This window comes from Olleya sediminilitoris (assembly GCF_016785945.1).
Classification (GTDB): Bacteria; Bacteroidota; Bacteroidia; order Flavobacteriales; family Flavobacteriaceae; genus Olleya; species Olleya sediminilitoris.
The window spans coordinates 75825-95179 of record NZ_JAEMEF010000009.1; the positions used below are offsets into that span (position 1 = coordinate 75825).

The 19355-nt window shown below is 30.8% G+C and carries 19 protein-coding genes; 18 read left to right on the forward strand and 1 reads right to left on the reverse strand.

The annotated features are described in order from the left end of the window. The first annotated feature begins 106 nt into the window (after positions 1 to 106). From JAO71_RS10895 to JAO71_RS10965, 15 genes are all read left to right on the forward strand, one after another. Positions 107 to 3076, forward strand: a complete 2970-nt coding sequence (locus JAO71_RS10895; protein ID WP_203000791.1) for a M16 family metallopeptidase — start codon at positions 107 to 109, stop codon at positions 3074 to 3076. Positions 3077 to 3238: 162 nt separating this feature from the next. Further along, positions 3239 to 3985, forward strand: coding sequence for a 3-oxoacyl-[acyl-carrier-protein] reductase (fabG, locus tag JAO71_RS10900; RefSeq protein ID WP_028289796.1), 747 nt, complete (start codon positions 3239 to 3241; stop codon positions 3983 to 3985). A gap of 286 nt (positions 3986 to 4271) precedes the next feature. Beyond that, positions 4272 to 4457 carry a hypothetical protein gene (locus tag JAO71_RS10905; protein ID WP_203000793.1) on the forward strand — a complete coding sequence of 62 codons (186 nt, stop codon included), beginning with the start codon at positions 4272 to 4274 and terminating at the stop codon, positions 4455 to 4457. A gap of 269 nt (positions 4458 to 4726) precedes the next feature. After that, complete coding sequence (locus JAO71_RS10910; protein WP_203000795.1) at positions 4727 to 5266, forward strand: hypothetical protein; 540 nt, start codon at positions 4727 to 4729, stop codon at positions 5264 to 5266. Then, complete coding sequence (locus JAO71_RS10915) at positions 5266 to 7299, forward strand: VWA domain-containing protein (protein ID WP_203000797.1); 2034 nt, start codon at positions 5266 to 5268, stop codon at positions 7297 to 7299. Before JAO71_RS10910 ends, JAO71_RS10915 begins: the two co-directional genes overlap by 1 nt. A 14-nt stretch (positions 7300 to 7313) precedes the next feature. Beyond that, entirely contained in the window at positions 7314 to 8126 is an 813-nt protein-coding gene (locus tag JAO71_RS10920) for a prohibitin family protein (protein ID WP_203000799.1), read from the forward strand. 269 nt (positions 8127 to 8395) lie between these two features. Then, positions 8396 to 9253, forward strand: coding sequence for an ATP phosphoribosyltransferase (gene hisG, locus JAO71_RS10925; protein ID WP_054850949.1), 858 nt, complete (start codon positions 8396 to 8398; stop codon positions 9251 to 9253). Next, positions 9254 to 10537: a histidinol dehydrogenase gene (gene hisD / locus JAO71_RS10930; protein WP_203000801.1), complete on the forward strand. Its 1284-nt coding sequence runs from the start codon at positions 9254 to 9256 to the stop codon at positions 10535 to 10537. It begins immediately after the preceding gene. Positions 10538 to 10697: 160 nt separating this feature from the next. Further along, positions 10698 to 11744: a histidinol-phosphate transaminase gene (gene hisC, locus JAO71_RS10935; RefSeq protein ID WP_203000803.1), complete on the forward strand. Its 1047-nt coding sequence runs from the start codon at positions 10698 to 10700 to the stop codon at positions 11742 to 11744. 33 nt (positions 11745 to 11777) lie between these two features. Continuing rightward, positions 11778 to 12917, forward strand: a complete 1140-nt coding sequence (gene hisB, locus JAO71_RS10940) for a bifunctional histidinol-phosphatase/imidazoleglycerol-phosphate dehydratase HisB (protein ID WP_203000805.1) — start codon at positions 11778 to 11780, stop codon at positions 12915 to 12917. Then, positions 12917 to 13498: an imidazole glycerol phosphate synthase subunit HisH gene (gene hisH, locus JAO71_RS10945; protein ID WP_203000807.1), complete on the forward strand. Its 582-nt coding sequence runs from the start codon at positions 12917 to 12919 to the stop codon at positions 13496 to 13498. The genes hisB and hisH overlap by 1 nt, the downstream gene beginning before the upstream one ends. Positions 13499 to 13641: 143 nt before the next feature. Further along, entirely contained in the window at positions 13642 to 14376 is a 735-nt protein-coding gene (hisA, locus tag JAO71_RS10950) for a 1-(5-phosphoribosyl)-5-[(5-phosphoribosylamino)methylideneamino]imidazole-4-carboxamide isomerase (RefSeq protein WP_203000809.1), read from the forward strand. Position 14377: 1 nt separating this feature from the next. Continuing rightward, positions 14378 to 15133 carry an imidazole glycerol phosphate synthase subunit HisF gene (gene hisF / locus JAO71_RS10955; RefSeq protein WP_203000811.1) on the forward strand — a complete coding sequence of 252 codons (756 nt, stop codon included), beginning with the start codon at positions 14378 to 14380 and terminating at the stop codon, positions 15131 to 15133. A gap of 118 nt (positions 15134 to 15251) precedes the next feature. Beyond that, positions 15252 to 15854 (forward strand): bifunctional phosphoribosyl-AMP cyclohydrolase/phosphoribosyl-ATP diphosphatase HisIE, encoded by a 603-nt coding sequence (gene hisIE, locus JAO71_RS10960; protein WP_203000813.1) that lies wholly within the window; start codon positions 15252 to 15254, stop codon positions 15852 to 15854. A 43-nt stretch (positions 15855 to 15897) separates the two neighbouring features. After that, positions 15898 to 17313: a right-handed parallel beta-helix repeat-containing protein gene (locus tag JAO71_RS10965; RefSeq protein ID WP_203000815.1), complete on the forward strand. Its 1416-nt coding sequence runs from the start codon at positions 15898 to 15900 to the stop codon at positions 17311 to 17313. A 69-nt stretch (positions 17314 to 17382) separates the two neighbouring features. Here the strand turns inward: JAO71_RS10965 and JAO71_RS10970 are convergent, their stop codons facing one another. Next, positions 17383 to 17799 carry a hypothetical protein gene (locus tag JAO71_RS10970; protein ID WP_028607429.1) on the reverse strand — a complete coding sequence of 139 codons (417 nt, stop codon included), beginning with the start codon at positions 17797 to 17799 and terminating at the stop codon, positions 17383 to 17385. Positions 17800 to 17851: 52 nt separating this feature from the next. Here JAO71_RS10970 and JAO71_RS15865 point away from each other — a divergent pair, with 52 nt between their 5' ends. The 3 genes from JAO71_RS15865 to JAO71_RS10980 all read left to right on the forward strand — a co-directional run bounded on the left by JAO71_RS15865 (position 17852) and on the right by JAO71_RS10980 (position 19352). Beyond that, on the forward strand, positions 17852 to 17995 hold the full coding sequence (locus JAO71_RS15865) for a hypothetical protein (protein WP_236011257.1): 144 nt from the start codon (positions 17852 to 17854) through the stop codon (positions 17993 to 17995). Beyond that, positions 17988 to 18671 carry a tRNA pseudouridine synthase A gene (locus tag JAO71_RS10975; RefSeq protein ID WP_236011258.1) on the forward strand — a complete coding sequence of 228 codons (684 nt, stop codon included), beginning with the start codon at positions 17988 to 17990 and terminating at the stop codon, positions 18669 to 18671. The genes JAO71_RS15865 and JAO71_RS10975 overlap by 8 nt, the downstream gene beginning before the upstream one ends. Positions 18672 to 18848: 177 nt before the next feature. After that, positions 18849 to 19352: a Dps family protein gene (locus JAO71_RS10980; RefSeq protein WP_028289782.1), complete on the forward strand. Its 504-nt coding sequence runs from the start codon at positions 18849 to 18851 to the stop codon at positions 19350 to 19352. Positions 19353 to 19355: the final 3 nt, after the last annotated feature.

The following is a 19355-nucleotide window of genomic DNA, read 5'->3' on the forward strand; positions in this document are numbered from 1 at the left end:
GAAATCTGTTGATTTTCTGTTAAAATACTCAAAATATAATACCCTTTAAAGTTCGTTAGCTTAATTTAGCTAACGAACTTTTTTTATTAATATAATCAATCAAAAAATGAAACACTTAAAATTAGTCTTAGCTATTGCTATGATTACTTTAGTTGCTAGTTGCAAAAAAGGTAATACAGCGTCTTCGGTAGCTAAGTCAGAAACCCAAAAAGACGCTAATGGATTTAGTTATCAAACCGTTGCAAATGACCCAACAGGATTACGTTTATACACTTTAGATAATGGATTAAAAGTCTATTTAAGTAAAAACACAGACGAACCTAAAATACAAACATACATTGCAGTAAGAGCAGGTTCTAACTACGATCCTAAACAATCTACAGGATTAGCTCACTATTTAGAACACATGGTTTTTAAAGGAACAGATAAAATTGGTACTGTTAACTGGGAAACTGAAAAAAAATATCTAGATACTATTTCTAATTTATATGAAAAACATAGAGCAGAAAAAAATCCAGATAATAAATTAGCTATTTATAAAGAAATTGACCGTGTATCATTAGCAGCTTCAAATTTTTCTGTAGCTAACGAGTATGATAAAATGTCAAGTTCACTTGGTGCCACTGGTACAAATGCTTACACATGGTTTGAGCAAACAGTTTATACAAATAAAATTCCTGCAAACGAGCTTGATAAATTTTTAAAGCTTGAAAGTGAACGTTTTGGACAAGTCGTGTTACGTTTATTTCATACTGAGTTAGAAGCTGTTTTTGAAGAGTTTAATAGAGGCCAAGATAGTGATGGACGTAAACGTTATGCAGCAATGCTTAAAGGTTTGTTTCCTAACCATCCATATGGTCAACAAACAACTATTGGTACTGCCGAGCATTTGAAAAACCCATCGATGGTTGATATTCATAATTATTTTGATAAATATTACGTCCCAAATAACATGGCTGTAGTATTGGTTGGAGATTTAGATTTTGATGCTACAATAAGTAAAGTAAATGAAAGCTTTGGTAAATTAGAGAAAAAGGAAGTTAAACATCCAGAATTACCTAAAGAAGAAATGATAACAAGTGTAGTAGAAAACGAAGTTTTTGGACCAACATCAGAAAGTATTTCTATTGCATATCGTACTGGAGGTGTAAAAACAGAGGATGAAAAACTGGTAACTTTAGCAGATATGATTTTAGCTAACGGAAATGCTGGTTTAATGGATTTAAACTTAAATCAAAAGCAATTAGTGCAATATGCAGGATCGTCGCCTACATTTTTAAATGACTATGGTTATCATGTTTTAAGCGGAGCACCAAAAGAAGGTCAGTCTTTAGATGAACTTAAAGAATTACTTTTAGAGCAAATTGAAAAGCTAAAAAAAGGAGAGTTTGAAGATTGGATGATTGATGCTGTAATTAATGACTTAAAAAAATCTCAACTTAAACAATACGAAAGCAGTACAGCTGTTGCAGATGCGTATGTAAATGCTTTTATCCATGATGAAAACTGGGAAGATAAAGTTAAATTTTTAGATGATCTTAAAAAGATAACTAAGCAAGAATTAGTTGATTTTGCTAATTCATTTTATAAAGACAATTACGTAGTAACTTACAAACGTAAAGGTGTTGATGAAAATATTGTAAAGGTTCAAAACCCAGGAATAACTCCAGTAAATTTAAACAGAGGATCTAATTCTGAATTTATAGAAGCGTTTAATAGCATTCAATCTGAAGCTCTTAAGCCTGTCTATGTGGATTATGCTTCAGCTATTAAAAAAACTAAAACTGATAGCGGAATTACAGTATCTTACATTGAAAACGAAACTAATGATTTGTTTGATATGAATATCATTTTTGACATGGGAAGTGATAATGATAAAAAATTAGACTTAGCTGTTGGCTATTTAGAGTATTTAGGAACAGAAAAATATTCTAATGAGCAACTTAAAAAAGAGTTTTATAAGTTAGGAGTAGAATATTACGTTAATACTGGTAACGAAAAAACATACATTGGTTTAAGTGGTTTAAAAGAAAATCTTCCAAAAGGATTAGAATTACTAGAACATTTATTAGATAATGCTGTTGCAGATCAAGAAGCTTATGAAAAATATGTACAATCTATAGCTAAAGGAAGACAAAATACTAAGACTAATAAAGGGAGTATTTTAAGACGTGGTTTACTTAACTATGCCAAATATGGCGAAAATTCTAGTTTCCGTAATATAATTTCGGTATCAGAGTTAAATAAAATTAATCCTGAAGAATTGGTTGCTTTAGCTAAGGATTTAAAAAATTACAAGCAACGTATGTTTTACTATGGTAAAGATATAGACAATGCTGTATCTGCCTTAAATGCATCACATAAAGTTAATGCACAATTAAAAGATTATCCTGAAGCTATGACTTTTGAAGAAAAAGAAACAGGTGGAAATGTGTATTTTGTAGATTTTGATATGGTACAATCAGAAATGATGTTTTTAGCTAAAGGAGAGCCTTTTAAAGCTGAAAATATGGCTGCTTCAACATTATTCAATACTTATTTTGGTGGTGGATTATCTTCCATTGTATTTCAGGAAATTAGAGAGTCTAAATCATTAGCATATTCTGCCTGGTCAAGCTACAGTACAGCTAGAGAAAAAGATGATGCTAATTACGTGATGGCTTACATTGGTACTCAGGCTAATAAAATGCCAGAAGCTGTTGATGCTATGATGGGATTAATGAATGATATGCCAGAATCTGAAGCACAATTTAATGCTGCTAAAGAGTCTACGCTTAAAAAAATAGCTGCACAGCGTATTAATAAATCAAGTATTTTCTGGAATTATGAAAGACTTCAAAAATTAGGAATCTCTGAAGATAACAGAGAGGCTATGTATAATGCTATTAAAGATATGACTTTAGCAGACTTACGCGAGTTTTTTAATAAAAACATAAAAGGTGAAGATTACAACGTCATGGTAATTGGTAATAAAAAAGACGTTGATTTAAAAGCTTTAAATAAATTAGGAAAAGTTCAAGAAATGGATATTGACCATTTATTTAATTACGAAAAATCTGAAGACGTGAAAATGTAACTTTAATAGTCTATTGACTAAAAAGAATTAGAATACAAAAACCTCATAATTACTATAAATTATGAGGTTTTTTTATACATAACAAATTGTAATTACTATATTTGAAATAGTAAACTAACAATGTGTTTTCGTGTAAACAAAAACAAATCAAATATTATTTTAATGAAACTTTTAGAAGGAAAAACAGCAATAATTACAGGTGCTTCAAGAGGTATTGGTAAAGGTATTGCTCAAGTATTTGCTCAGCAAGGTGCTAATGTTGCATTTACATACAGCTCATCTGTAGACGCAGCAAATGAGTTAGAAAAAGAATTAATAGCTTTAGGTGTTAAAGCAAAAGGATATAAAAGTAATGCAGCTAGTTTTGACGAAGCTCAAACTTTAGCTCAGGATGTACTTACAGAATTTGGTAGTATTGATGTATTAATAAACAATGCAGGAATTACTAAAGATAATTTGTTAATGCGTATTAGTGAAGAGGACTTTGATAAAGTAATCGAAGTTAACCTTAAGTCTGTATTTAACATGACAAAAGCTGTACAACGCACAATGCTAAAACAACGTAAAGGGTCTATTATTAACATGAGTTCTGTAGTTGGTGTTAAGGGTAATGCTGGACAAACTAATTATGCTGCATCAAAAGCTGGTATTATTGGTTTTTCTAAGTCTGTTGCTTTAGAGTTAGGGTCAAGAAACATTAGAAGTAACGTAATTGCTCCAGGTTTTATTGAAACCGAAATGACAGCAAAATTAGATGAAAACACAGTTAAAGAATGGCGTAATGCAATTCCTTTAAAACGTGGTGGTACACCAGAAGACATCGCAAATGTATGTGTGTTTTTAGCATCAGACATGTCTGCTTATGTTACTGGTCAGACATTAAATGTTGATGGAGGAATGTTGACTTAAAATAGTATAGTGAATGAGGAATAAAATACTTGTAATTTTCTTATTTTTTTGTTTCACTCCATATTGAAGCACAAGTAAGAATAGGAAATTTTAATGTAGCTCAATATTCTCATAGCAAAGTTTCTAAATCACAAGTTTAAACGCAAAAGGTTAGGAGCTCTTTATTTTACTATTGATTTTGATGGTAGAAAAGAAGTTGTAGATTAAAAAAAAGAAAATTACAGGAGATATATTTAACTATAAAAAAGGTTACCTAAAAAATGCATTTCAAAATATTGTTTATAAATTGTCTAAAAATAAAACTTTAGATATTTATGATGATTTTATTAACAAGCCTAAAGTAAAAACACTCAAGGATAAAACATTATATTTTTCAGAAGAACTAATTTATGGATATGACGCTGGATTTATAGACAAAAAAGATGCTGTTTCTAAAGAAGAGTTATTTGCTGATTATAAATATAGTTATTAGTAATCAAGAACTTAACGACATGATTTTAAATACTAAAACCCCATTTTGTTATTTGCTTTACAGTCAAGTAAATTCCAATAAAATTTTAAATATTATTAATGGTATTACAGAAGAAATAATTTTTCTAAAACATAAAAAAATGTCGTTTACTCTTAAACCAAAGGATTTAAAACAGCTATCTAAAACTGTTGTCTTCTTATAACGTAAAATCTAGACACATAAAGAATATTGATAGTAAAATAATGAAATCACCAAAAAAATAACTAACCATGAAAAAACTTTTTTATTTATTTCTATTGTTCTTTGTAGTTACTTTAGGTGTAGACGCTCAGGAATGGGTAAATTACAAATCAGAAGAGCTCGCATTTATTGCAGAGTTTCCAAATCAACCAGAATACACTTTTAAAGATATTGAAACAGAGGATGGTACTTCAGATATGCATATGGTAACATATTATCCAGATTCTAGAGATGAAAACATTGGATATTCTATAATTAGGTCAGATTTTTCTAAATCTCAATTCGAAAATGCAACTATAGAATATAATAATTCTATATTAAATGAAGCTGTAGAAGGTGCTGTTTCAAGTCTAAATGGAGAATTGCAATTTGTTAATAAAATTAGGTTTAATGGATATCCTGGTAGAAATGTCAAAATAAAAATGGATGATGCATTTATTTATCTAAACTTATATTTAGTTGAAAATAAACTGTTTTTAATTCAAATTATGTGTCTTGCTCAAAATGATAAGAATGAATCTATTACACGCTTTTTTCAGTCATTCGATTTATTAAAAATTAAAGAATAGTGCCAACAGAAACAGTATTATTTATCATTTTAGCAGGAGTAGTAGCACTTTTACTAGCTCTGTATCAATATAAATATAAAGCAAAAGGCGCATCAACATCTAATGCGCTTTTTGCTTTTTTGCGTTTCATTACTTTGTTTTCAGTATTGTTATTATTGATTAACCCAAAGTTTGAGCAAGTTAAATATGATATTGTAAAACCAAATTTAGTAGTTGCTGTAGATAATTCATCGTCTATAAAGCACTTAAAACAAGATGTAAAAGCTCAGGAGTTTGTAAATTCTATATCAAATAACGCAGAATTAAATAATAAGTTTAATATTGAATTGTTTTCATTCGGAAACACATTAAATTCTAATGATAGCTTATCATTTAATCAAAATCAAACCAACTTAGATAAGGTTTTTAAGCAGTTATCTCAAGTCTATAAAAATAGTACTGCACCAACAATTGTTGTGTCTGACGGAAACCAAACCATAGGTAATGATTATCAATTTTCGGCTAAAAAATACAATCAACCTATTTATCCTATTATTTTAGGTGACACTGTTGTGTATTCAGACCTGCAAATTAGTAAGCTTAACGTTAATAAATATGCTTATTTAAAGAATAAATTTCCTGTAGAAGCTATAGTTGTATATAATGGAGATCAAGCTATTTTAAGTAAATTTGTCGTTACTAAAGGAAATACTACTGTATTTTCTAAAGTCATTATCTTAGATAAATCAAAAAACAGTGAGGTTTTAAACTTTAATTTATCAGCTAATAGTGTTGGAGTACAGGATTACAAAGCGCAAGTAATTCCGTTATCAACTGAAAAAAATAAAACCAATAACTATAAAAATTTTGCAGTAGAAGTCATTGATCAAAAGTCTAAAGTTGCAATTGTAAGTACTGTTTTACATCCTGATTTAGGTGCTTTAAAGAAGAGTATTGAAAGCAATGAACAGCGTGAGGTTGTATTTTTAAACCCTAATAAGGTTTTAAATCAATTAAATGATTTTCAATTAGTTATATTGTATCAACCAAACAATTTGTTTAAGACTTTATTTGCTGAGTTAGAAAAACAAAACAAAAATAAATGGGTAATATCAGGACCCAAAACAGATTGGTTATTTTTAAATGAAATCCAAACAGATTATAATTTAGAAGTAACGTCTCAAACCGAAGATTACCAACCTAATTTAAACACTAATTATTCAGCTTTTATAATTGAAGATTTAGATTTTAATAATTTTCCGCCTCTAAAATCTACTTTTGGTGAAGCAGATTTTAATTTACCATCTGAAACAATTTTGTATAAAACCGTTTCAGGTATTCAAACTAAACAGCCATTATTAACAACTCTAGAAATTAATGGCAGGAGAGAAGCTATATTATTTGGAGAAGATCTTTGGAAGTGGAGAGCGCAAAGTTATTTAAACGAAGATAGTTTTCTGAAATTTGATAATTTTATTGGTAAACTAGTACAGTATTTAGCATCTAACAAGCGAAAAAACAGATTAAACATCGATTATAATTCGTTTTATAATGGAAGCGATAATATTATAATTAGTGCTCAGTTTTTTAATAAAAATTACGAGTTTGATGACAGTGCATCACTATCTATCGTTGTAAAAAATAACCAATCTTTAGAAACAACAACAAGACCTTTAATTTTAAAAGGGAATAATTACCAAGTAAATTTAAATGGTTTAGCTTCTGGAAGCTATAGTTTTACAGTTAAATCTTCCTCAGAAAACATTTCAGTCTCTGGTAATTTTAAGATAATAGAATATAACGTCGAGCAACAATTTTTAAATGCAGATGTAACAAAACTACAACAAGTTGCTACTAATAGTAACGGAAACGCTTTTTTTATAAATAATTACCAAGGATTAGTTAATGACTTATTAAACGACAAGCGTTACCAACCCATTCAAAAAAGTAATAAAAGTGTCGTACCTTTGATAGATTGGTATTATTTACTCTTTATTATCGTGCTTAGCTTAGCATTAGAGTGGTTTATCAGAAAATATAAAGGATTAATTTAAATTAAAAAATTACAATGGATAAATTACCAAAAGTGGCTTTCCCTGTTTTATTTGCAGTTATAGTCGGAATTATTATTATCACCAAATCTGTTAAAACTATTGACTCTGGTCATGCAGGCGTTTTATATCAATTAGGAGGAGGTGTTGACCCTAATAGCGAGCCTTTAGGAGAAGGCATTAATTTTGTTGCACCTTGGAACAGTGTTATTGATTATGAGGTTAGACAGCAAGAGTTACCAGAAAAAATGTCTGTATTGTCTTCTAACGGATTAGATATCAAACTAGATGCGTCTGTATTATATCAGCCAGATTACAAAAACTTAAGTAAATTACATAAAGAAAAAGGTAGAGAGTACGTTAGTCGTGTATTACAACCAGCTATACGTAGTGCAGCTAGAAGTGTTGTAGGTCGTTATACACCAGAACAATTATATTCTAGTAAGCGTGATGCTATTCAAGATGAAATTTTTGAAGAAACTAAAAAAATAGTCGAATCTCAGTACATTCAATTAAACAATATTTTAATTAGAGATGTAACATTACCACCAACAATTAAAGATGCTATTGAGCGTAAATTAAAACAAGAACAAGAATCTTTAGAATATGAGTTTAGGTTAGTTACAGCAGCTAAAGAGGCAGAAAAAGTAATAATTGAAGCACAAGGTAAAGCAGATGCAAATAAAATTTTAAGTGCATCTTTAACAGATAAAATATTACAAGATAAAGGTATTGAAGCTACTGTAAAGCTTTCAGAATCAAACAATAGTAAAGTTGTAGTTATTGGTTCTGGAGACTCTGGTATGCCAATTATTTTAGGTAACCAATAAGGCTTAACATTAATTTAAGGTACTTAAATTTGGATTTGTAATATTATTTTTACAATCTTTGTTAAGACAAAAAAAGAAACATGAATTTTATTCAATTACATCATCATCATTTCCATACTAGCACTCAAGCCAGATAGAAATGTATTGAATAAATCCAAAATATTTTTAAAACCGTTTGAGTAAATCAAGCGGTTTTTTTGTTTTTAAAAACGTCGTTTTAAGATTTACTCAAATTTTCAAAAAAAATAAAAAATAAAAAAGAAACTAAAATGAGTAAATTAAAAATTGCAGTTCAAAAGTCAGGAAGATTAAACGAGGATTCAATGAAAATCCTTAAAGCTGTTGGTATTTCAATAGACAATGGTAAAGACCAACTAAAAGCTTCAGCTAAAAACTTTCCACTAGAAATTTTTTACCTACGTAATGGAGATATTCCTCAATATCTTAAAGATGGAGTGGTAGATGTTGCTATTATTGGAGAAAATGTTTTAATAGAAAAAGGAAATGATATTAAAATTGCCGAAAAATTAGGTTTTTCTTCATGCAAAGTTTCTGTTGCTGTACCAAAAGGTGCATCTTACAATTCGATTAAAGATTTAGAAGGAAAGCGTATAGCAACCTCTTATCCAAACACAGTAAATCAATTTTTAGATAAAAACGGAATTAAAGCAAACTTGCACATAATTAATGGTTCTGTTGAAATTGCACCAAATATTGGCTTAGCAGATGCAATTGTAGATATTGTGTCAAGCGGAAGCACATTATTTAAAAACGGTTTAAAGGAAGCAGAAGTTATTTTAAAATCGGAAGCAGTATTGGCTGTATCTCCTAAAATTTCTCAAGACAACCAAGCCATTTTAAATAAATTACAATTTAGATTACAGTCTGTTTTAAAAGCTAGACAATCACGTTATGTATTGCTAAACGCACCAAATAATAAGGTAGACGATATTATAAGCATTCTTCCAGGTATGAAAAGTCCAACGGTTTTACCTCTTGCTAAAGAGGGTTGGAGTTCAATTCATTCTGTAATTAACAAAAATGATTTCTGGGAAATTATTGACGAGTTAAAAGAAAATGGTGCAGAAGGTATCCTTGTTTGTCCAATCGAAAATATGGTGATATAAATGAAAACTATTAGCAATCCAAACCCATCGACATGGTCAGACATTTTAAAACGACCAACGCAAACCGTTAATGATATTGAAACTACGGTAACTCAAATTTTTGATGATGTACAACGTAACGGAGACCAAGCAGTAGCAAAATACACGCAATTATTTGATGGAGCAGAATTAGCGTCAAACACTGTAACTACTGAAGAAGTAGAATTAGCAAGTGCTAAAATTTCTACTGAATTAAAACAAGCCATACAACAAGCAAAAACAAACATAGAAAACTTTCATAAAGCACAAAAAACAGAAAAAGTTAGTGTGCAAACTGCAAAAGGTGTTAACTGCTGGCAAGAGAAAAGAGCTATTCAAAAAGTTGGGATTTACATTCCTGCTGGTACTGCACCTTTATTTTCAACAGTTTTAATGTTAGCTGTTCCTGCACAAATCGCAGGATGTAAGGAGATTGTTTTATGTTCTCCTCCAAATAAAGAAGGAAAAATAGCTAACGAAATTTTATACACAGCACAATTATGCGGTGTCACAAAAATTATTAAAGTTGGAGGTATTCAAGCCATTGCTGGACTAACTTTTGGAACAGCATCTATACCTCAAGTTTATAAGATTTTTGGTCCAGGAAATCAGTTTGTTACTGTCGCTAAACAATTAGCAACCAAATATGGTGTGGCAATCGATATGCCAGCAGGTCCAAGTGAGTTATTGGTCGTTGCAGATGATACTGCAAAGGCTAGTTATGTAGCTTCAGATTTGTTGTCTCAAGCAGAACATGGCGCAGATAGTCAAGTCATTTTAGTGTCTACCTCTCAAAATTTAATTAACGCTGTAGCGGAAGAAATAGAGGTTCAAATTAAAGCACTTCCTAGACAGGATATTGCTAAACAAGCGATTGAAAATTCTAAATCTATTTTAGTTGAAACGGATGCAATAGCTCTAGATTTAATTAATCAATATGGACCAGAACACTTTATTGTATGTACAAAAGACGATGACTTTTATGTTAACGGAATTGAAAACGCAGGCTCAGTATTTATAGGTAATTACACACCAGAAAGTGCAGGAGATTATGCCTCAGGAACCAATCATACTTTACCAACAAACGGATTTAGTAAAGCGTATTCAGGAGTTAATTTAGACAGTTTTACAAAAGCTATCACGTTTCAGAAAATTACTAAAGAAGGTATTCAAAATATAGGTAGAACTATAGAGTTAATGGCTGAAGCCGAAGGATTACAAGCACACAAAAACGCAGTTTCAATTAGATTAAAAGATTTAAAATAATGAGACACTGAAACAAGTTCAGTGTGACGCAAGATTTAAAGTTAATAATTAGAAATAAGAGGTAAAGTTTAAATACTATCGTTACGTCATACTGAACTCGTTTCAGTATCACACAAAATGAATATAATAGAGAACTGTAATTTATTCAGTAATTATAAAAATGAATACAACATTCAACATAAACAACCTAGTTAGAGCAAATATTAAAGCTTTAAAACCGTATTCATCTGCAAGAGATGAGTTTAAAGGTACAGCAGATGTGTTTTTAGATGCCAACGAAAATCCGTTTGGAGAATTAAACCGTTATCCTGATCCTCAACAATCAGAAATTAAACAAAAGTTATCAGCTATTAAATCGGTAGAATCTAACCAAATTTTTATTGGTAACGGAAGCGATGAAGTTATCGATTTAGCTTTTCGTATTTTTTGTGAACCTGGAAAAGACAAAGTCTTAACCTTTACACCAACTTACGGAATGTACGATGTGTCTGCAAACATCAATAATATAGAGGTGATTAAGCAACCATTGATTAATGATTTTCAAATAAACTTAAATCAATTACAACCGTATTTAGATGTTGAAGAGGTTAAAATCATTTTTATTTGCTCGCCAAACAATCCAACAGGAAATACAATTAATACTGATGATATTGAATATATTCTAGAGAATTATAATGGTATCGTGATTGTAGATGAAGCTTATATCGACTTTAGCTCTCAAGCATCATTTATTAAAAATATCAATAAATACAACAATCTAATTGTAAGTCAAACCTTTAGTAAAGCTTGGGGATTAGCAGGTGTTAGAGTAGGAGTTGCCTATGCTAGCGAAGCAATAATTACGCTTTATAATCGTGTAAAGCCTCCTTATAATGTAAGCACTTTAAATCAGGAAGCAGTTTTAAATAGTTTAAACAATCAAACTAAAGTTTCTGAAAATATTGACACTATTCTTTTAGAAAGAACGAAGTTAAAAGACGCTTTAAGTCAATTACCTATCGTAAAAAAAATATATCCTACAGATGCTAACTTTTTATTAGTTGAAGTTGATGATGCAGATAAAACCTATCAATATTTAATTGATAAAAAAGTAATTATTAGAAACAGAAATACTCAGGTCGAGAATTGTATTCGAATTACTATTGGAAATGCTGTTGAAAACAAAAAACTAATTGAAGCTTTAAAAAAATATATAACGTCATTCTGAACTTGTTTCAGAACCTCATAAGAACATATAAACATGAAAAAAGTACTATTCATAGACAGAGACGGAACCTTAGTATTAGAACCACCTGTAGATTATCAATTAGATAGTTTAGAGAAATTAGAGTTCTACCCAAAAGTGTTTCAATACATGGCTAAAATAGCTTCAGAGTTAGATTTTGAACTAGTTATGGTAACTAATCAAGATGGTTTAGGAACCGATTCTTTTCCTGAAGAGACCTTTTGGCCTGCACAAAACAAAGTGATTTCTGCATTTGAAAAAGAAGGTGTTGTATTTTCTGAAGTTTGCATAGACAAAACATTTCCGCATGAAAATGCCGAAACTCGCAAGCCAAGAACAGGTTTACTAACAAAGTATTTTGATAAAGCTGAATACGATTTAGAAAATAGTTTTGTTTTAGGTGATCGAATTACAGACATGGAATTGGCTAAAAATCTTGGAGCAAAAGGTATATTTTTATCTGAAGATCCAGAATTAGGAGCAGATGAAATTGAAACATCAAAACAAGTCATTTTCGATTCTATCGCTTTAACAAGCACAGATTGGAAAGCGATTTACGAATTTTTAAAACTTAATGATCGCGTAGAAGAAATCACACGTAACACCAACGAAACCAAAATATATATTAAATTGAATCTTGATGGTTCTGGTAAAAATGATATTGATACTGGTTTATCATTCTTCGATCACATGTTAGATCAAATTGGTCGTCATGGTGCAATGGATTTAACTATAAAAGTTGATGGTGATTTAGAAGTTGATGAGCACCACACGATTGAAGATACCATGATTGCTTTAGGCGAATTATTCAACAAAGCTTTAGGTAATAAATTAGGGATTGAGCGTTACGGTTTTTGTTTACCAATGGACGATTGTTTAGCACAAGTAGCAGTTGACTTTGGAGGTAGAAATTGGTTAGAATGGGAAGCCGATTTTAAACGCGAAAAAATAGGAGATATGCCAACCGAAATGTTTTTCCATTTGTTTAAGTCGTTTACCGATGGAGCAAAATGTAATTTAAATATTAAAGCAGAAGGTACTAATGAGCATCACAAAATAGAAGGTATTTTTAAAGCTTTTGCAAAAGCAATGAAAATGGCTGTAAAACGTGATGCTAATAAAATGTTTTTGCCATCTACAAAAGGAGTATTGTAATGAAATTAGTGATAATAGATTACGGAGCAGGTAATATAAAAAGCATTCAGTTTGCCTTTAAACGTTTAGGTTACGATGCTATTTTATCTAATAATCCAGATGAAATTAAAGCAGCAGATAAAGTTATTTTTCCTGGTGTTGGAGAAGCAAGTTCTGCAATGCAAATGCTAAAAGAAAGTGGTTTAAATACTTTAATTCCAACTTTAAAACAACCAGTTTTAGGAATTTGTTTAGGTATGCAACTCATGTGTAAATCTTCAGAAGAAGGTAATACTAAAGGTTTGGGTATTTTTGATGTAGACGTCAAGCGTTTTAACAATACTGTTAAAGTGCCACAAATGGGATGGAATACGATAACAGATTTAAAATCGGAGTTGTTTAAAGATATTAAAGACGAAGCGTTTATGTATTCTGTACATAGTTTTTATGCTGAAGCTTGTAAAGAAAGCATTGCCACAACAACATATTGTTTAGACTTTGCTTCAGCTTTACAAAAAGATAATTTTTATGGTGTACAGTTTCATCCAGAAAAATCATCTGTAGCAGGAGAGCAAATTTTGAAGAATTTTATAGAATTATAAAACGTTATTCTGAACTTGTTTCAGATTATAAAACAAAATATAATGTATTGTCATTCCGCACTTGATGCGAGATTCACAATAAAACAGCAAATATTAATTAAAGAAATCCTGAAATAAATACAGGATTGATTAACAAATTAATCATGAGAATAATACCAGCAATAGATATCATAGACGGTAAATGTGTACGCTTAACAAAAGGCGATTACAATACCACTAAAATTTATAATGAAAATCCTTTAGAGGTTGCAAAACAGTTTGAAGGTTCAGGAATCGAGTATCTACACATGGTAGATTTAGATGGAGCAAAAGCCGATCATGTTGTAAACTACCGAGTTTTAGAGCAAGTTGCATCTAAAACCAACTTAAAAATTGATTTTGGAGGCGGTTTAAAGTCTGATGACGATATCATTACAGCATTTAATTCTGGTGCAAAACAAATTACAGGAGGTAGTATTGCTGTTAAAAATAGAGATACGTTTGAGCGTTGGATTAGTAAATATGGTTCTCAAAAAATCATTTTAGGAGCAGACTGTAAAAACGAAAAAATAGCCATTAGTGGTTGGTTAGAAGAAAGTAGTTTAGAGGTAATTCCGTTTATAAAAGAGTATCAAAAACAAGGCATTCAATATGTAGTTTGTACAGATATTTCAAAAGACGGAATGCTAGAAGGTCCATCGATTGACTTGTATAAAAACATCATTGAAGAGTGCACAAACGGTAGTTCTGGTCAGTCAATAAAGCTTATAGCTTCTGGTGGAGTAACGACTATTCAAGATTTAGAAACGCTTTCAGAAATTAATTGTGAAGGTGTAATTATTGGTAAAGCGATTTACGAAAACAGAATCTCTTTAAAAGAATTAGAACGATTTTTATAATATGCTTACAAAACGAATAATACCATGTTTAGACATTAAAAACGGAAGAACCGTTAAAGGTGTCAATTTTGTAAACCTTCGTGATGCTGGAGATCCAGTAGAATTAGCGAAACAATACGCAGTAAAAGGAGCAGATGAGTTGGTTTTTCTAGATATTTCGGCTACATTAGAAGGTAGAAAAACCATGATTGACATGGTTTTAAAAGTAGCAGAACACGTCAATATTCCGTTTACAGTTGGTGGAGGAATTTCTTCTATTGAAGATGTAGATGTGCTTTTAAAATCTGGAGCAGATAAAGTGTCTGTAAACTCTTCAGCAGTAAAAAGACCAGAATTAGTTAACGAATTAGCAAACAAATTTGGAAGCCAATGTGTTGTTGTTGCTATAGATGCTAAGCAAATTAATGGTGAATGGATAGTCCATTTAGCAGGAGGAAGTATTCCAACCGAATTAAATTTGTTTGATTGGGCAAAAGAGGTTGAAAGTAGAGGAGCAGGTGAAATATTATTCACGTCTATGAATAACGATGGTACCAAAGCAGGTTTTGCAAACGAAGCTTTAGCCAAGCTGTCTGAAACTTTAAATATTCCTATAATCGCTTCAGGTGGAGCAGGTACCGTTCAACATTTTGTAGACACCTTTAAAGATGGTAAATCAGACGCTGCATTGGCTGCAAGTGTTTTCCATTTTGGTGAAATTGCAATAAAAGATTTAAAAGAAGAATTAAGAGATAATAATATAGCAGTACGACTATAAATCGTCTTGTTGAATTCGTTTCAGCATTTCATAAAAATTAATGTCTTCTCGAGCGCAGTCGAGAGGTTATTTGAAATATAGAGGTCTCGACTGCGCTCGACCAGACAAAACAAAAAAAATGAACATAGATTTTAATAAAAATAACGACGGATTAGTACCAGCAGTAATCCAAGACGCAACAACAAAAAATGTATTGATGTTGGGTTACATGAACGAAGAAGCGTTTAATAAAACAAAAGATACTAAATTAGTTACCTTTTTTAGCAGAACAAAAAACCGTTTATGGACTAAAGGAGAAGAGAGTGGTAACGTTTTAAATCTGGTTGACATTAAATTAGATTGTGATAATGATACGTTATTAATTCAAGTAAATCCAAAAGGTCCAACATGTCATACAGGAAGCGATACCTGCTGGAACGACGCAAATACTGAAAATTTTGGATTCATTTCTAAATTAGAAAACACAATTGAAAGTCGTGTAAAAAGTGGAGATTCTTCTACATCCTATGTAGCTTCATTATTTGCAAAAGGTATTAATAAGGTGGCTCAAAAAGTAGGAGAGGAAGCTGTAGAAGTGGTTATTGAAGCAAAAGATGATAACGACGATTTGTTTTTAAACGAAAGCGCAGATTTATTGTTCCATTACTTAATGTTATTACAAGCTAAAGGTTTTAAAATCAAAGATGTAGTTAGTGTTTTAAAAGGACGTGAAAAAAAATAAAGTCTTTTTTCGGGTTTTGTACGTATAATAATTAAACTGAAAAATGATCAACCAAATCAATTTTAGAAACTACTTCCTAGCTTTAAGTTTGGCTTTATCTTTAACATCTTGTTTTGATGATATAGATGATGACCAAACAGCTACGGTTGTAACACCTTTAAGTCCAACAGATCCTGACAATCCAAATCCGTTTAATGGAGTCATGACACCAATAGACGTTATGCCTTACGATCAAATTTCTAATGAGCGTTATTGTATTGACCTTCAAGCTTGGGACATACCAAACAATAGAACAGAACCAGTTAAAACAACAGATAATATTCAAGCAGCTATTGATTGGGCTATTTCACAAGGTTATGGTGAAGTTTGTTTGCCTGCAGGACATTATTTAATTGGTAAATATGGTAATGATATTTATCAAGCAGGAATAGTTTTGGATAGCAATATGGCGTTGTTATTAGATCAAAATGCCATAATTGAAATGGCACCAAATAATAAATGGAATTACTGTGCAATAGCTGTTCGTGGTAAATCTCATGTTGTAATTTCTGGAGGAACTATTCTTGGAGATAGAGATAATCATGAATATACTCCAAGAACTAGTGATGGTGCTGTAGCTCATGATGAAGGTCATTTAATTTGTATTGAAGATGAAAGTGAATATGTTACCGTTGAAAATGTAACTTTAGGTAAAGCTAATGGTGACGGAATATTATTGGTTGGTAGTCCAAGTGATGCAGATCAACAATTACTAAAAAATATTGATATTAGAAGAAACAACTTCTCAGATAATAGACGTCAAGGTATTTCACTTGTTGGAAGTGCTGAAGTTTTGATAGAAAACAATGAAATTCATCATACAAATGGAGTTGCTCCTCAATTTGGAATTGATTTAGAAGGTGCTGGACGATTAAATGAAAATATTACAATTAGAAATAATTATTTTCACAATAATAGAGGTGGAGACATTGTAAATACGGATGGGAAAAATGTTTTACTTGAAGATAATATTTTATTACAAGGAGAAGATAGCCAGTATATTGATGGACCAATAGTCTATTGGAAAAATGCAGATTGGACTATTAGAAATAATAGCATAACCATGCGTACAGTATCTGTTAATAACTGGAATGGTATTATAATGTATTCCAACGATAGTCCTAAAACTAATCCTGCAACCACTTACATATACGATAATGCATTAAATAACTGTGGTATGTATATGTATAAAGGTGCTGATTTAGAAATATCAAATAACTTTATGGATAATGGTCACCTGGCATTTAAAGAGATGACTAATCTTACGTTGACAAATAATATAGTTGAACATCCAAGTCAATGTTGGGCTTATCGTTTTTTAGAAGTTAGCGGTAGTGCTTCTGGTAATACTTATAATCAAGAACCATTTGATATACCTTTAGAAGAAAACACTCCATGGGATGGTTGTTGGATTAATTAAAATGTTTAATTAATTTATGAATTAAAAAAACATCAGCTAAATGCTGATGTTTTTTTATTAGTTATAATTTTAAGACAGCCATCCTTTTTTTGTAGCATAATCTGATAACCAAACTAAGGCTATACCAACTAAAATTATCATTGGTGTCATAGCGTTAGTCATTTTTATTACAAAAGCCAAATAACACATTTGTATTATTGCTGCTACTAATGATATTAATAATACATTAAATGCCCATTTCTTTTTTAATACAAGAGCTAAACTTCCAATAGTTCCAGCAAAAACAGCTATAGCAAATGCACCAAGGTACCAAGAAGGTAAATTAGCATACATGTCTTGTTCTGCTTTAGGTAATTGTGCAATCATCTCATCTGTCATTAAAGTTTGTCCTAGGTAAGCCATAACACCTAGTGCATTCCATATTAAAGCAATAATGCTAATAACTAAAAACCACATTGGTGGTTTTTGAGTGGTTACGTTAGTCATAATTTAAGTTTTTAGTTAGTTAAAGTGTTTCAAGGTATAAAATTTTTGCGATATGTGGCGTAAAGCAGTATTTTCGGCATTCAAAATTAGATATGCAGAAAAAGTTTTTTTACGTGATAAGCGTACAGTATTTAGGATACAGGTTTCATGGTTGGCAAAAACAACCAAACTTAAAGACGTTGCATTTAATGATTGATAGGACATTAAACTTCATTTTAGAAAAAAAGAAATTTAAAACGTTAACTTCTGGTCGTACAGATGCTATGGTTAGTGCAGAAAGTGCAGCTTTTGAGCTTTTTTTAGAAGAACCTATTGAGGATGCTGAAGCATTTTTAGCACTGTTTAATACCAACTTACCACAAGATATCAGAGCCTTGCAAATACGTGAGGTAGATAGTAAGTTTAATATTATACAACACTCTAAAGTAAAAGAATATCTTTATATGTTTGCTTTTGGAGATAAGTTTCATCCATTTTGTGCTCCAATTTTAACAACTATACTAGATCCTTTAGATATAGACTTAATGAAAGAAGGAGCTAAACTGTTTGAAGGTGAGCATTATTTAAAAAAATATTGTTACAAACCAACAGATAATGGTATTTATAATCGTACCATCTTAAAATGCGAAATTGTAGAGAATACCATTTATACTGCTAGCTTTTTTCCTGAGAAAAGCTACATATTACGTGTAAAAGGAAAAGGTTTTATGCGAAACCAAATACGATTAATGATGGGAGCTTTAATACATTTAGGACAAGGTAAACGTACTTTACAAGATATTGAAGCTAGCTTAAAACCAGATTTTACAGGAGATGTGTATTACGTTGCCCCTGCTTCGGGACTGATTTTAAATAGTATTCAATTTGAGTAAAAGTTCTAAAACTAGTCATTTTTCTTCATTTTAACACTAATTTATTAAGAAAACACCCTGTTTTATACCTATTTGTTGTAATTCTATAACATTCTAAAAAAATCATATAACATGTAAACTGTATTCGTGTTGCATCTTTGTACCAGAGATAATTAACAACCTAAAAAAACAGAACACATGAATTATTTGAATATGCAAGATGAAAAACTATTACCTGTAGTTATAGAGTTAAATACCTTATTAGCAGATTACAATATATATTATCAAAAACTAAGAAGCTTTCACTGGAACGTGTTAGGTAAAAACTTTTTTGACCTACACGAAAAGTTTGAAAACATGTACAATGAAGCTAAAGTAAAAGTTGACGAAATAGCAGAACGTATTTTAACCTTAAGACATCATCCGGTTAGTAAATTTAGCGACTATTTAAAATTATCATCTTTATCTGAAGCATCAAGTATGATTACGGATCAAGAAATGATAGATGAGTTGTTAAATGACCACAAAACAATGTTATCTCAAATGACACAAGTTTTAAGTAAGTCTGAAGATGCTGGAGACGAAGGTACAATTGACTTAATAGGAGCTTATATCAGAGAATTAGAAAAATCTAGTTGGATGTTAAATGCTTGGTCAAAAACCACTTCAGATCAACTTAAAAAAGTGGTAACAAATAGCTAATAC